The 14,223-nt window shown below is 60.4% G+C and carries 13 protein-coding genes; 2 read left to right on the top strand and 11 right to left on the bottom strand.

Features of this window, described 5'->3' with window-relative positions; translation table 11 throughout:
• Positions 1-150: 150 nt before the first annotated feature.
• From QAZ47_RS13985 to QAZ47_RS13935, 11 genes are all read right to left on the bottom strand, one after another.
• Positions 151-948: an SDR family oxidoreductase gene (locus QAZ47_RS13985; protein ID WP_278207336.1), complete on the bottom strand. Its 798-nt coding sequence runs from the start codon at positions 946-948 to the stop codon at positions 151-153.
• Positions 949-994: 46 nt separating this feature from the next.
• Positions 995-2,431, bottom strand: a complete 1,437-nt coding sequence (locus QAZ47_RS13980; RefSeq protein WP_278207335.1) for a 3-hydroxyacyl-CoA dehydrogenase NAD-binding domain-containing protein — start codon at positions 2,429-2,431, stop codon at positions 995-997.
• A gap of 55 nt (positions 2,432-2,486) precedes the next feature.
• Positions 2,487-3,614 (bottom strand): CaiB/BaiF CoA-transferase family protein, encoded by a 1,128-nt coding sequence (locus QAZ47_RS13975; protein ID WP_278207334.1) that lies wholly within the window; start codon positions 3,612-3,614, stop codon positions 2,487-2,489.
• Positions 3,611-4,252 (bottom strand): 3-hydroxyacyl-CoA dehydrogenase family protein, encoded by a 642-nt coding sequence (locus tag QAZ47_RS13970; RefSeq protein WP_278207333.1) that lies wholly within the window; start codon positions 4,250-4,252, stop codon positions 3,611-3,613. The genes QAZ47_RS13975 and QAZ47_RS13970 overlap by 4 nt, the downstream gene beginning before the upstream one ends.
• Position 4,253: 1 nt before the next feature.
• Entirely contained in the window at positions 4,254-5,132 is an 879-nt protein-coding gene (locus QAZ47_RS13965; protein ID WP_278207332.1) for a 3-hydroxyacyl-CoA dehydrogenase family protein, read from the bottom strand.
• The gene (locus QAZ47_RS13960; protein ID WP_278207331.1) at positions 5,129-6,295 is read right to left on the bottom strand and encodes an acyl-CoA dehydrogenase family protein; all 1,167 of its coding nucleotides are present in this window, start codon (positions 6,293-6,295) and stop codon (positions 5,129-5,131) included. The genes QAZ47_RS13965 and QAZ47_RS13960 overlap by 4 nt, the downstream gene beginning before the upstream one ends.
• Complete coding sequence (locus QAZ47_RS13955) at positions 6,295-7,002, bottom strand: SDR family oxidoreductase (RefSeq protein ID WP_278207330.1); 708 nt, start codon at positions 7,000-7,002, stop codon at positions 6,295-6,297. Before QAZ47_RS13955 ends, QAZ47_RS13960 begins: the two co-directional genes overlap by 1 nt.
• On the bottom strand, positions 6,995-7,762 hold the full coding sequence (locus tag QAZ47_RS13950; RefSeq protein ID WP_278207329.1) for an enoyl-CoA hydratase-related protein: 768 nt from the start codon (positions 7,760-7,762) through the stop codon (positions 6,995-6,997). The genes QAZ47_RS13955 and QAZ47_RS13950 overlap by 8 nt, the downstream gene beginning before the upstream one ends.
• The gene (locus tag QAZ47_RS13945; protein WP_278207328.1) at positions 7,759-9,375 is read right to left on the bottom strand and encodes a class I adenylate-forming enzyme family protein; all 1,617 of its coding nucleotides are present in this window, start codon (positions 9,373-9,375) and stop codon (positions 7,759-7,761) included. Before QAZ47_RS13945 ends, QAZ47_RS13950 begins: the two co-directional genes overlap by 4 nt.
• Positions 9,376-9,379: 4 nt before the next feature.
• Entirely contained in the window at positions 9,380-10,081 is a 702-nt protein-coding gene (locus QAZ47_RS13940) for an enoyl-CoA hydratase-related protein (RefSeq protein ID WP_278207327.1), read from the bottom strand.
• Between the two features lie 136 nt (positions 10,082-10,217).
• Complete coding sequence (locus QAZ47_RS13935) at positions 10,218-11,474, bottom strand: CoA transferase (RefSeq protein ID WP_278207326.1); 1,257 nt, start codon at positions 11,472-11,474, stop codon at positions 10,218-10,220.
• 195 nt (positions 11,475-11,669) lie between these two features.
• Between QAZ47_RS13935 and QAZ47_RS13930 the strand changes: the two genes are divergently transcribed.
• Positions 11,670-13,304: a sigma 54-interacting transcriptional regulator gene (locus QAZ47_RS13930; RefSeq protein ID WP_278207325.1), complete on the top strand. Its 1,635-nt coding sequence runs from the start codon at positions 11,670-11,672 to the stop codon at positions 13,302-13,304.
• 185 nt (positions 13,305-13,489) lie between these two features.
• Complete coding sequence (locus tag QAZ47_RS13925) at positions 13,490-14,074, top strand: hypothetical protein (protein WP_278207324.1); 585 nt, start codon at positions 13,490-13,492, stop codon at positions 14,072-14,074.
• Positions 14,075-14,223: the final 149 nt, after the last annotated feature.

Raw genomic sequence — 14,223 nt, 5'->3', positions numbered from 1 at the left:
TCAACACGAGGGCGAGTGACCATCGTCTTCTCCAGTTAACGCGCGCTCCCGACTTCCTTCGCAAGGCCAGAACGAATGCTCCCGGCGGAATGATCCCGTCCGCAGCGCGGCCGAAAAATGCACTCGGCCCGCGACACCATAGATCGCCATCTAGTGCTGCGACGAACTGGCAGCTAACGCATCGCGCAGGCGGTTGCGCAACCAGAGACCGCCAGCTGCAGAATAACCGCCGTCAATGGCGATTTCGGCTCCGGTGATGTAACTGGCCTCATCGCTAGCGAGGAAGAGCACAAGTTGGGCGCATTCCAACGGCGTGCCCTGGCGCTGCATCGGCACGCTTAGCCGGCCAGATTCAGCGTGACCCGGTGACCCTTCGCGGTAGAAGCTTGTATCGACAATCTGGCCAGGATGAATGGAGTTGACTCGAATGTTCCATTCGACGAACTCCACCGACGCCGACTTAGTGAGACCGCGGAGGCCCCATTTGCTCGCCGTATAGGCGGCGTCATAGTGAGCGCCAAGTCCGGCCGTCGAGGACACGTTGATGATAGCGCCTCCGCCAGAGTCGCGCATGGCAGGCGCGCAATGCTTCATGCCCAGCATCGCGCCTGTCAGATTAACATCGATCGTCCTGTTCCAATTGGCGAGCTCGGTGTTTGCAATTCCTTGCCGGCTGATGGTGCCGGCGTTGTTGACCAGGACATGAAGGGCGCCAAATGTTTGCCGTGCTTTCTCGACCGCAGAGACCCAATCAGCCTCGATGGTCACGTCCTGTTTGCACCATATCGCCCGCGATCCAGCCTTCTCTACCTTGGCTGCAATAGCAGCGACCCTGCTCGAATCGACATCGCTCAGAACCAGCGATGCCCCTTCCCGAGCAAACAGCTCGGCTTCGGCTGCTCCCTGCCCACCGCCGGCGCCGGTGATGAAAATAACCTTGCCGTTCATTCGCGTCATCTGCCCCACCTCACCGCTTTAGGAAAAATGTCAGTCGTCACGCCGACAAAAGCTCGTCGGCCAGGCATGCTCGCCTGAGGCCAAGTGACGGCCGGTATCGAGTGTCGCCTGTGCGCTCAAGAACAGCTTCGAGGACCTGAAGCACCGCGTTCAGGCCAATGCGCTGTCCCCAGGCGATCGGGCCGACCGGATAGTTGACACCAAGGCGCATGGCCATATCGATGGCATCAGGCGTTGCGACCTTGTGCATGGCTGCCTCATAGGCCTCGTTCACCAGCATCGCGACAACCCGCATCACGACAAGTCCGGGGTGATCACTCAGGCAGGAGACCGCTAGCCCGTCTTCCTGGAGTGCCTTGATCACGCGTTGCAGCAGCGCGGCCGGTAGATCCGGCGAGGCGGAGATACCGATCCTCCCGCTGCTGCCGGCATCAAGGGCGAGGTCGTGCAGGATGACCGGCTCGCCAAGGGTTCGCGCGACCTCGGCTGCCATACGCCCATCCGTGCGCTGGAAGCGTACACCTTCGATGCGCTCCGCGAACCGGCGGCCGGCCGTAGCCACCACGGTGGAATCGGCGCCGGGCCGATCGCTACCAGACCGAACACCGTCGGAATAATTGTAAAAGCCGCGCCCGGTCTTGCGACCGAGCCAACCGGCTTCGACCAGTTCCTTTTGCAGCAGGGAAGGCCGATAGCGCGGATCCCCGTAGTAAGCCTCGAAAACAGAACAGGTGACGGCATAGTTGACATCCTGTCCGATGAGATCCATCAGCGCGAAAGGCCCCATGCGGAAGCCACCGCTCTCCACCATCAAAGTGTCAATCGTCGAGACGTCTGCCACACCCTCCTCGAGGATGCGCAGGGCCTCGCCATAGAAAGGTCGGGCGATGCGGTTGACGATGAAGCCGGGGGTCGATCGGCAAAGGACCGCCGCTTTACCCCATGCCTGGGCGGTGTCGAAAATGGTGGTGGCGACCTCGGGCAATGTTGCCGGCCCCTTGACGACCTCCACGAGTTTCATCACCGGCGCAGGATTGAAGAAATGCATGCCTGCAAAGCGTTGGGGGCTTGCGAGGCCGGCCGCAATGGCGGGGATCGACAGGGACGACGTATTAGTGACGAGGATGGAGCTTGTCTCCAGCTTGTCCTCAACCGCGGCAAAAAGCGATCGCTTTGCCGCGAGGTCCTCGTTGATTGCTTCAACGCACAATTTGGCGCCGGCCAGTCCGTCCAAACCCTCAGCCGGCGTGATGCGGCCAAGAACATTTCGGCGCTCGTCGTCGCCAAGCCGCCCCTTTGACACGAGACCGGCAAGGCTGTCTTCTATGCGCTTGAGGCCGCGTGCCGCTGCGCCCTCGATTGCATCGTAGATGATGACCGGATGTCCAGCCGTCGCTGCCACCTGAGCTATACCGGAACCCATCGCGCCGGTACCGACCACGGCGACAAGTGAATCTTGCGACAGAGCGCTCATTTTGCGTTGTCCTGTTGTTGATTTTGCGCAGGTAAGTCCGGTTCGCAAAACCGCCTCATCGCCCCGATCCGTTTGGTTCCGCCCCGAACCCGCCGAGGATTGGGGCTGCCAGAGGCTCACCTGCATCGCCACGGAATCCGGCGTTGATTGGCACAGGCAGGGCCTTCAGTGTCTGGCCGGCTTCGTTCGTCACGAGATGGCTGAAAACCCCGCGGGCGGCAAAGTGAGGATCGGCTAGTGCTTCCTTGAGAGTCGCGACAATCGAGCAACAACAGTCGCGACCAGCGAAACTCTCTCGCCAGTGCTGCGAGGGACGCGATGAGATGATCGTCGTGACCTGGCGGACAGTCTCGGACGGATCGATCGTGTCGTCGCGATAGCGCTGCTGCAAATCGATCAGATCACAAAAATGATCCCAGAATTTCTGTTCGATCGGCGCCGCGGCAACGAACCGGCCATCTTGCGTGGGATAGAGGCGATAGCGGGGGGTGCCGCCCGTTACCAGATCGGTGCCGTTGCCGGGCCATTTCTGCGTGACCAGGCCACTGCCCATCGCCCAGTACATGAAAGTGAACAGATTGTCGGTCATCGCGATATCGAGATGGCGGCCTTTGCCCGTCGCGCGACGCTCCTCTAGAGCCAGCAGAATATTGATCACCGCAGGGTAGGCGCCACCCGCGATGTCAGCAACCAGCGCCGGCGGAAGGACCGGCATCTGTGGTGTTCCCATCGAGAGCGAAAGCAGGCCTGTGTCGCCAATATAGTTCAGATCATGCCCAGCCACGTCGCGCTTGGGGCCGCTTTGTCCGTAACCGGTTATCGAGCAATAGATAACCCTCGGATTGGTCTTCGCGACTGTCGCGTAATCCAATCCCAACCGCTGCATGACACCGGGCCGGAACTGCTCCAGGACAATGTCGGCGCTCTCCAACAACGGCGCTAACACGGCGCGGTCTCTGTCCCGCTTCAAATCCAGGGCAAGACTTTTCTTGCCTCGGTTCAGCATGGCGAAATTGACGCTGTCCCGCCCCCATCGCGGCTCGTAGCCACGCATATCTTCGCCTGTCCCCGGGCGCTCGATCTTGACGACGTCGGCGCCGGCCTCGGCCAACAACAGCGAAGCAAGCGGACCAGGCAGCAGCGTCGAGAAGTCGAGTACGCGCAGTCCCTGTAGTGGTCTCAATCGCCTGCCTCCCTGCGCTGGGCAGCGACAACGGCACGGCGCGCTGGCGCGAAAGCCGGGGTGCCATAGGTTTCAAATAAGGCCCTGCAGACGTCGTGATGATAGGCAAGACCGCCGCGCACCGTGCGTTCAATCGGTCCATCGGGATAGCCGAGGCCAAGGCGACAGGTCAGATCGATATCCTTCTGGCTGGCAAGGCCTTCATCGAGCAGCCGCAGCGCCGCGTTGTATTTTGGCCGGACCAATCGATCGATGATGCGCCCTGCCTGGTCGCTGCAAATGATCACGGCGAACTCGGCCGATTCCAGCAAGGCGCGCGCAGCAGTCACGGCTTGGGGGGAAGTCTTGGGCTGCGTGACGAGTTCGATGAGGGAGGAAGGCGCGTCCGCCCCATTCCGATAGCGCGCGAAACCGAGGATGTTGGAGCCCTCTTCTCCCGCCGCTTCGCCTGTATGGAAGCCTAGGCTTTCAAGGCCGAGCTCTACAAGGATAGCGGACTTCGAGCTATCGCTTTGCAGCTTGGTCCCCGATAGGTAGATCACCGCCTCTGCGTCCGGGTCGGCAACCGCCGCCGCCAGGAAGGGGTCGTCGTCGGGGAACGATGGACTGGTGCCTTTCTTTACCAGTGTGTAGCGCATCTCAAGCTCCGAACATCTTATCGCCGGCATAGCTGAAGAACCCTCTTCCCGACTTCCGCCCGAGCAGGCCTGCGGCAACCATCCGCCGCAGAAGTGGCGGCGCCGCTGCTCGTGCGTCGAGCGTTATGGGATAGAAGGCTTCCGACAGCCTTATCTGCGTGTCGAGGCCGATCAAGTCGAGCAACTCCAGCGGCCCCATCTTGTAACCGAGGCCCGCTTTGATCGCCTTGTCGATGTCTGCCGGCGATGCAACGCCGGCTTCCACGGCCCGGATGGCGTCGTTGTTGAATGGCACCAGGAGTGCGTTGAGGATGAAGCCCGGCTTGTCTTGGGTTCTGACCGGGATCTGGCCGCAGGCCTCCGTCCAATCCCAGGCAGCAGCGAAGGTCTCGGTCGAAGTCAGCAGGCCCGGCGACATCTCGATGAGCTTCATCAACTGTGCCGGTAGGCAAAAATGCATACCGACCACCCGTTCCGGATGCTTGGAACCAGCAGCAATCTCGGTGATGGACAAGGTCGAGGTGTTTGATGCGAAAATTGTTTGCGGCCCGCATGCGCTGTCGAGCGCTCCAAGCAGCTGGCGCTTAGTCTCCAGGTCCTCGAATACCGCCTCTATGACCAGGTCGCATTCACCCAGAACATCAAGCGCGGTGGTCGAGCGCATGTTGTCGAGTATGGCAGTCCGCTCCGCAGTCGTCATCTTGCCTCGTTCCACGGACTTGCCGAAGAATGTGGCCGTGCTCTGCCTTGACCGGTCGAGTGCCTCGGCCGACCTGTCGAAGCAAATGGTGCGGAAGCCCGCCCGCGCTGCCACGATCGCGATGCCAGCCCCCATGGTGCCGCCCGCGCCACACACCCCTACTGTCTTTATGTTGCTCATTTGGCGATGAGACTCCTGCCGATCAATTGACGATGCAGTTGATTGGTGCCCTCCCAGATCTGCGTGATCTTGGCGTCGCGCATCAGGCGCTCCACGCGGTAATCCTTGCAATAGCCGTAGCCGCCGTGCATTTGGACCGCTTCGGTGCTGAGACGCATGGCAAGGTCGGAGGCTCGCATTTTCGCCATGGAGGCCTCGAGCCCAAAGTCGACCTCTCCGTCATCGATCAGCCGGCCGACATAATCGAGCCACAGCTCTGTCATTGCGAGTTCCGTTGATAGGTCGGCGAAGGTGAATTGGTTGCCCTGAAATTCGAGCAAGGCGTGGCCGAATTGGCGTCGCTGGTTCGAGTATGCGACCGCATCGGAGAACGCTGCACGGGCAATGCCTAGCGCGTGCGCCGCGATGCTGGGACGCGACTTGTTAAGTGAAGCAAGCAGGATGCGAAGCCCATCCCCGGGGTTGCCTATGAGATTTGCGTGTGGAACCCGGCATTCGTGAAATGCGATCGCAGCCGTCGACGAACCGCGATGCCCCATCTTGTCTTCGAGCCGCACGACCTCAAAGCCTGGCGTTCCCTTCTCAAACACCAGAACCGAGATGGCTGCACGGGCATCGTCGATCTCACTCCATTTGCCGAACAGCAGAATGAGGTCGGCGACATCGCCATTGGTGATGAAAAGCTTGTTGCCATCGACGACGATCTCGTCACCGTCAGGCCGGAAGCGCGTCTTCATGCCCGTGGCATCCGAACCGGCACTGTTTTCGGTGATCGCCAGCGCGCCGATACCACCTTCCGCGATGCGTGGCAGCAGCCTCGCTTTCTGTTCTTCGCTGCCGAAGTCCACCAGAGGTTTCATGCCGTGGAAGTTCGTTGCGTAGATAATGCCAGTCGACGCGCAAGCCTCCGCAATAGTCTTCACGACTTCGAGGTAGAGTCGGTATGACATCGGCGAGCCGCCATAGGCTTCCGGAACGAAGATCGCGTTCAGGCCAAGGGCGTTCAGCGCAGCGAGGTTTTCGGCCGGAAACTCGCCCGTCCGGTCATGGTGTTCGGCGCTTGGGCCAATCAATTCCTGGCAAAGCCGCCGCACCTGGTCGAGAACCATGCGCTCGTCTGACGACCAGCCGCGCCGGCGCTCAAGTTGATCCAGAAACTTCATTACAGATTGATCCCTTGCATACCGTCCAGATAGATCGTCTCGCCGCTCAAAAAGCCGATGTTTTCGGTAAATAGCGCGCCGACCAGCCTGGCCACTTCATCCGGCTTGCCGGTCCGTCCGACCGGTACGCGCTTGCCGATCCAGGCCCGGATCTTGTCCTTGGCAAGGAACTCGCGGTTGAGATCGGTCTCGATATATCCAGGGGCAATATTGATGACCCGCACCCCGTCCTTGGCCCATTCCGCCGCGAGGCAACGGGTGATCGCGCCGACCGCCGCTTTCGAGGCGCAGTAAGCGACGTTCTCTGCCACGGCGAGCTTGTCGTAAAAGGAGCCGATATTGACGACTAGCGACGTCTCGGCACGGACCAGATGGCGGTAGGCTTGCTGGCAGACGGCGAGCACCGAGGTCGCATTGAGGCGCATGGTGCTTTCAAAGTCTTCGACCGGCAAGTCCGCGCTCGGGGTTGATGCGTGCGCTCCGGCGCAGTTCACAACGCCAGTGATGTATCCTCTGGCCGCCACCGCGTTCACTGCGGCCGCAATCGAATGCTGATCGGAGACGTCGCATGCGAGCCCATAACCGGCAGGCACTTCGCCGGAGCGTGAAAGACCGGCCACAATGAAGCCACGCCGATCGAGGTCTGTAGCGATGGCGGCGCCAATGCCCTTGCTCGCGCCCGTGACGATAATCTGCTGCTCAGGCATCTCGAAACTCCGGCTTGCGCTTCTCCAGGAAGGCAGCCATGCCCTCCTCGGAATCACGAGTCTGATAGGCGAGGGTTGACAGATCGGCCTCGATCTTGAGCCCCACCTGGATCGGATTGTCGAGCGCCCTTGCGACTGCGGATCGCGCCAACCGCAGCGCTACCAGGCCATGCCGCATGAATGCCCCTGCGAATTCGATAGCCGCTGCGACTGGCTCCCCATCAGCCACACGGTTGACGAGGCCGATCTGAAAGGCTTCCACGGCATCGACCATGCGCCCCGTCAAAATGAGTTCCATGGCGCGCGCCTCACCAACCAGCCTCGGCAAGCGCTGGGTCCCCCCATAGCCCGGGATCAGGCCAAGCTTGATCTCGGGCAACGACAGACGCGCCGTCCGCGCGGCGATGCGGAAGGTGCATGCCATGGCGAGCTCCAGCCCGCCGCCGAATGCATAACCCTTAATTGCGGCGATCGAGGGCACAGGAAAATGTGAAAGTCTCTCGAACACCGCCTGACCAAGCTCTGCGCCGCGCTGCTGTTCGGTCTGGCTACGCCCGCGTAACTCTTCAATGTCGGCTCCTGCGCAGAACGCCTTTTCACCGGCACCTGTAACGACCAGGGCGCGCACAGGCATGCTTGCGGCTTGGTCCAACACGGCGTCCAACTCTGCGATCAGCGAGAATGACAGCGCGTTCAGCTTCCCCGGGCGATCTAGCGTCACGATGGCGCAATCGTCCTTCCGATCAAGGGTGACACTCATGCTGGCGTCCTCGCCTGGTAGCGAATAGCTATCGGGGCGATCTCGCCGCGCTTGACCTGTTCGACCAGTTCGCGTTTGAGCACCTTGCCGCTTGGGGTCAGAGGCAACTCGCTCAGCCTGATGAAGTATTCCGGCATGTCGAACCTAGACAGACCTTCGCGGGCCAGGTGTTCGAGTAGCTCACCCGCATCGACCGTACCGATCACGGCGATGCAGACCTTTTCGCCGAGCCGGACGTCGGCAACGGGGAAACACGCAACCCGATCGACCTGAGCATGGCGCAGTGCAATGGCCTCTATATGCGCCGGGTAGATGTTATGGCCGCCACGAATGATGACGTCCTTGATGCGGCCCTCTATGCGCAGATTGCCCTTCTCATCGAGGATGCCGAGGTCTCCCGACATAAACCAGCCGTCACGGTTGAAGCTACCTTCAGTCGCCGTCTGGTTATCGAAATAGCCAAGCATGAGCGAAGCCCCTTTGCCGCCGATCTGACCGATCTGGCCGGCAGGCAGAGCTACATCCTGATCGGCTGCATCGAAGATCTGCACCCGATAAGCGTTACCCCCTCGTCCGCAGGTGTTGACGATCGTTAGCTCATCATCGTCCGGATGCGTGTATTGATGAGATGAATTCTCGGTCATGCCGTAGACGTTTTGTGCCTTGACCCCCTGCGCCAGGAAAGCGCTCGCCACGGAAGGCGGGATTGGAGATCCAGCCATATAGAACGTCGCCACACTTCCAAGCCGTGGCAGACCCCGTTGCTGCTGCTCTGCCAGGATGTCCATCGCGTGCGTAGGCACCCCAAGCACATAGGTGGCGCCGGTCTTCAGAATCCAGTCAAGGCGGCTCATACCCTCTGGCGGGTCATCGGTGACAAAACGCCCGCCGGTCAAAAGCCACTGGGATACTGCCACCCAGGCAATGTGATGCGAGAGCGGAGCCAATACCATGACAACCGTCTCTGACCCTTGGCCCCAGTCGCGCACGAGTTCGCGCGCATTCGCCAACAGCGTGTTGTCGGAATGCATGACGCATTTGGGTGCCCCTGTGGTGCCGGATGTAAATGCAAGGTAGACGACCTTGTCTGGATCGCGGGACGGTTCCGACAAATTCGGGGCGGCAACCGGCAGGCTTTTCGGCGTGTATACGATCTTCAGCGATCGCACACCGGCGAGTAACTGATCGAACTTTGCCGTCGCTCGGTCCGCGCCCCACCCTTCTTCCGTTAACAAGGCGCGCGCGGAGAGCCGATTGAGAAGTCCTGCGACTTCCGCGCAGGTATAGGTACGATGAAGCGAAGGATTGCAGGCAAAGCCCTCGCGCGCGCAGGCCAGGAATAGTATGACGGCCTCAATCTTGTTGGACATCCAGATCGAGACGCGATCACCGGGTACAAGGCCGTAGATCCTCAGATCCGCAGCGACCCCATCGACACGCCCCAATAGCTCTGCCCACGACAGCACGGAACGGCCGTCTTGCAGGGCCGCATCGTCGGGTCGCCTTCGAGCGTTGCGCTGGAGCAGCGAATAGAACGTGTCCGGCTGCCAAAGCCCTGCATCGTAATAATCGCGCGCCACCGTAGGATGGTGCAGCGTCAGATATGGGCGCATCGCATCAGGCCCCGAATTTGGAGGGATCGGGCTTGCGCCGCTCGGTGAAGGCGCTGGCAAGTTCATGACTCTCATCCGTCTCGAGATAGGCCCGCAACAACAGGTCGTGAGCCATGCGGGACAGGCCTGACACGCCGCCATGGCGAGCGTTGAAGGCCGCCTTGATCGAGGCAAGCGCAAAAGAGCCACGCTCGGCGATCTCCAGCGCAAACTTGCGCGTCTCCTCCTTGAGGTCGGCGTCGGGCACCACCTTGTTGATCAAACCGAGCTCAAGCGCTTCATGGGCCGGAATCTTCGGGTTGCGGTACCAGATTTCCTTCGCCTTCTTCTTGCCGACCAGATCTTCCAGGTACCAGGTGCCATAGCCGGCATCGAAGGATCCGACCATCGGACCGACCTGGCGGAAGACGGCACTCTCCTTGGCGATCGTACAATCGCAAACCATCTGCAGAACGTTGCCGCCACCGACCGCGAAACCGTTGACTGAGGCAATGACAGGTTTCTGCAGCCGGTCGATCGTCTCGTACATCTCCAGAGTGGGGAGCGTGCCGGCATAAAGCAGGCTATCCTCCATACCATCCTTGCGGCCACCGACGCAGAAGAACTGGTCGCCCGCGCCGGTCAGCACAATCACGCGCGTGCGCGTTTCACGGCGGACCTCGTTCAGGCAATCCCGAATTTCGTGGCACATTGTCAGGTTGAACATGTTGCCATCGTCAGGACGATTGAGCGTAAGCGTCCCAATCGGACCGTCTTCTTCATAAATGATTGTATCGTAGCTCATTGAATCCTGGTTCCCTTGCTTGCCAGCTTGCCGCCTGAGCGACGTTGTTCTTGTATGACTAGACCACCTTCAGGCGGCGCAAATCCGTAAGGCGCTCCTGATCGTACCTCAAAAGATTTTCGAGTATCTCGGCGCTATGCTCGCCGAGAAGCGGTGGCCCAAGCCGCGGCCTGCTGACCGCCCCATCGACCTGAATGCCGATGCCAACCTGCGGAACTTTGCGATCGCCGCTTTGCAAGGCATAGAACAGGCCGCGCTCGAGCAGGTGGTGGTCGCTGACGAGGTCATCGACACGGTTTATAGGTCCGGCCGGTATCCGCGCCTTGGCAAACAGGGACAGCCAATGGGCGCGAGGCTTGCCCAGAAGAACCTCTTGGATCAACGCTACAATTTCTGTCCTGCACTCGCGTCGTAGCGCGTTGCTGGCGAAGCGCCCGTCGCCAGCGATTTCGTGTTTGCCGAGCGCCTCCCAGAACCGTTGCCAGATATTGTTATTACCAAGCCCAAGCGTGATCGGAGCATCGGCGGTCTCAAACGCTTGATAGATTGCAATCACGCTGTCCTTACCGCCGGACCGCCGGGGGAGTTCGCCGGAACCCAGGAACGGCACGATCCGACAGGCGACAAAGCGCGACATCGAATCGACCAATGCGATGTCGACTGTTGCGCCCACGTTTGTTCGGGCGCGCCTCATCAACGCGGCGATTGCCGCGAGGGCGGCATCCTGGCCAGCCAACATGTCGGCCGCAGGCGCGCCGACCTTCTGCGGATCTCCGTCAGCCGCGCCGGTGACGTCCATGATCCCTGAATACCCCTCTGCAATCAGGTCGTAGCAGGGCAAATCAGATCGGAGCCCAGTCATTCCGAAACCGGTGATTGAGACATAGACCAGCCGGGGGTTCCACGAACGCACGGTTTCCTGGTCAAGGCCAAGCTTTGCGGCGACCCGTACAGAGGTGTTGATCAGGATAACATCAGCTCTCTCGGCCAGGTCGCGCAAGATCGCCACGCCTTCCGGCTGACTATAGTCCAGACACAGGCTGCGCTTGTTTCGGTTGACGCTTTCGAACCAAAGCGACTCACCGTCAAGGAAGGGCGGCCCCCATGCCCGAGCGTCGTCGCCGCCAGGCCGCTCGACCTTGATAACGTCGGCGCCGAAATCGGCGAGCAATTGCGCGGCATAAGGACCAGCGATCGACGTAGTCAAATCGATCACACGCACCCCCTCCAGCAAGTCAAAGCCCTTGTTGCCTACTTGCTCGACGGGAAGCTGGTCGAGCGGCAAGCCTCCTGCAATCATGTGGTCATGCGACATGCGGTTCCTCACTGCTAAGCCGTTATCAGCAAGTCGCATGCCAATCGCGTCCCATGCCTCACGCGAAGAATTTTGAACCGAAATCCGGCTAAGATTTACATCAGCCCTGTCTGATTGTATTCATCCAGTACAGCGGAACGCGCTGGTGTGTCTTTTTTGACGACACTTGCTCGTCTTCGGGCTCAGGAGGGTGTGATGTCGGGCATTGAGGGCCTTGTGGTTACCCAGACGGGTAAGGGCGTTGTCTTTGCGTGCGGCGCTGGTGCCGATCCCCGGGTGCGGGCCCTTGCAACTGACCGGGAATGGATAGCGGAAGCGAGAACGCGCCGGCTGCAACCGCTCCTGTTGCGCGGCAAGGACTATTCGGCGCTCATCTCTTCGTACGCCGATGGCGACGTCATCTTCATCAGCACGAGCCGCAACGCGGTTCTTGAATTCATCGGCTCCGTCGACTTCGCCTACGACATTATCGAGAAGCTGCTGACCGATCCTTTCGAGGCCATGACAGTGGTCGATCGCGAGGCGCGTCTTGTCTACATCTCGCCCGTGCATGAGGCCTTTTTTGGCCTGCGACATGGCGAAGCCAATGGTCGTCCCGTCGCGCGCGTCATCGAAAACACAAGATTGGATTCAGTCGTGCGGTCGGGGCGCCCCGAAATCGGGGAGATCCAGCGCATGAACGGCGTTGAACGCGTGGTCTCGCGACAGCCGATCCTGCGCGATGGAAAGACCCTCGGCGCGATCGGCCGCATCATGTTCAAGGGCCCTGAGCAACTCGCCGCGCTGAGCAAGCGCATCAGTCAATTGGAGGGTGAGGTCGAGTTCCACCGCCGCGAAGCAGCAGTCTTGCGCGGACGCAGTTTCGGCCTCGAGCACCTGATCGGCGAAAGCGCGCCTATGCAGCGCCTTAAAACAGAGATCACCAAGGTGGCGCCCTTGGAGGTCCCGGTACTGGTCTCCGGCGAGAGCGGGACGGGCAAGGAACTGGTGGCGCATGCACTGCACCGCTTGAGCCCACGCCGCGACAACCCGCTTGTCATGGTCAATGCTGCTGCGCTCCCGGCCAATCTGGTTGAATCGGAACTCTTTGGTTATGAGGGCGGCGCTTTCACCGGTGCCGACCGGAAGGGTCGCAAGGGTAAGTTCGAACAGGCTGCTGACGGCACCATCTTCCTTGACGAGATCGGCGACATGCCACTCGACGTGCAGGCCAAGTTGCTACGCGTCCTGCAGGACCGGGTCGTTGAACGTGTCGGTGGCGAGCGTCCGCGGCATGTCGACTTTCGCCTTGTTTCGGCGACCAACCGGGACTTGCAGTCATTCGTTTCGCAAGAGAAGTTTCGTCTCGATCTCTACTACCGGATCTCACCTGTCGTTATCGAAGTGCCGCCGCTTCGCAGGCGTGTTGAGGACATCGAGCTGCTTACTGCACATTTCCTCGACGAGTTCTCGCGTATTCACCGTAAACCGGTTCCGAAGATAAGCGAGAGCGCCGGCACCTATCTGATGGAGCGGACTTGGCCTGGCAATGTCCGCCAGCTTCGTCACGTCATCGAGCGGGCCTTCATCTTTGCCGAGGACGGTCTGATCACCACCGAGACATTGATCCAACATGGCGGTCTGGAAGCGAGCGCCGCGCGTTCGGAACTGCCGCTTGAACGGGAACCCCGAGCCAGTCTACCGCGGTTGAAGGATGCCATCGAGCGTACCGAAACCGCGCTTATCCGGGAAGCAATGCAAGCCTTTGGCGGGAACAAGAAACGTGTCGCCGATGAACTCGGCATTTCACGATCTTATCTCTACAAGGTCCTCGGTGAAGTCGACCGTTAGTGCGAGACAGCCCACGGAATTGCGGTCCATGTCCGCAGCACAGGCATTCAGTGACTTCCGTGTCCTTCAGAAAGGCAGCGAAGCATATCCGAGGGACGTTTTACGACCCGCCCGAAGCCGCCCAGACTGACTGGCACATTGGTTGCAAGATCAGGCCAGATCGCCGGGCCTATCTGAGGATGAATATGAATCTCGCTTATGTCGTACGCTGCAACTTCAACGATGCCTCACGCGAGGCCGCCTGGAACGACTGGTATAGTGGCCCGAAGCTGAGGCAGATGTTGGCAAAGCCACACTTCCTGACCGTGCAGCGATTTCGACGAGTTTCGGGATCGGGGCGAAACTACCTCGCCTTCTGGACCATCGCGTCCGCGGACGCCTTCACCACCAACGAATATACAAGCGACTGGGGCTTCTTCGAATGGCACCCCTATATAGTCGATTGGAGCCGCGACCTGTTTGAAGCCCGTAACGGGCATTCGGTGACGGCGCCCAAGCTGCGACCACGCGAGTTGTTGCGCCTGGTTTCTTTCGAGGGCGCGTCGGAAGCATATGCCACGGATGCCCATTCCCAAATCGATGCCGAGCGACCCGGTACCAGATGGTTCCGATCTGTCGGCCTCGACAGGCACACACCCCTTCTCGGCCTTTCGGTCGAAAAATCAGACACCGCCTACGCTGCAATCGCAGGTGTCAACGAGGCTTTCTACGAGCCCATCTCCGATCTGGTAATCACCGAGCAGCCCGAAGCGCTTCCCCTAGTTCGCTGACCACGCCTTGGCAGAATTCATCGTTTATGGATCAAGGACGCGGACGGCCACCTTACCTTCAAACCGACAGCCGAATGACGATCTCAACGCCTGATGGCTCATATTGGCAACGGGTCGGACGACAGTCCGGCCCGTTCCCACGCTGCACA

The sequence above is a fragment of the Mesorhizobium sp. WSM4904 genome (assembly GCF_029674545.1).
In the GTDB taxonomy this organism is placed as follows: domain Bacteria; phylum Pseudomonadota; class Alphaproteobacteria; order Rhizobiales; family Rhizobiaceae; genus Mesorhizobium.
The sequence above is the reverse complement of the archived record's forward strand: the minus strand, read 5'-3'. Positions and strand labels throughout refer to the sequence as shown.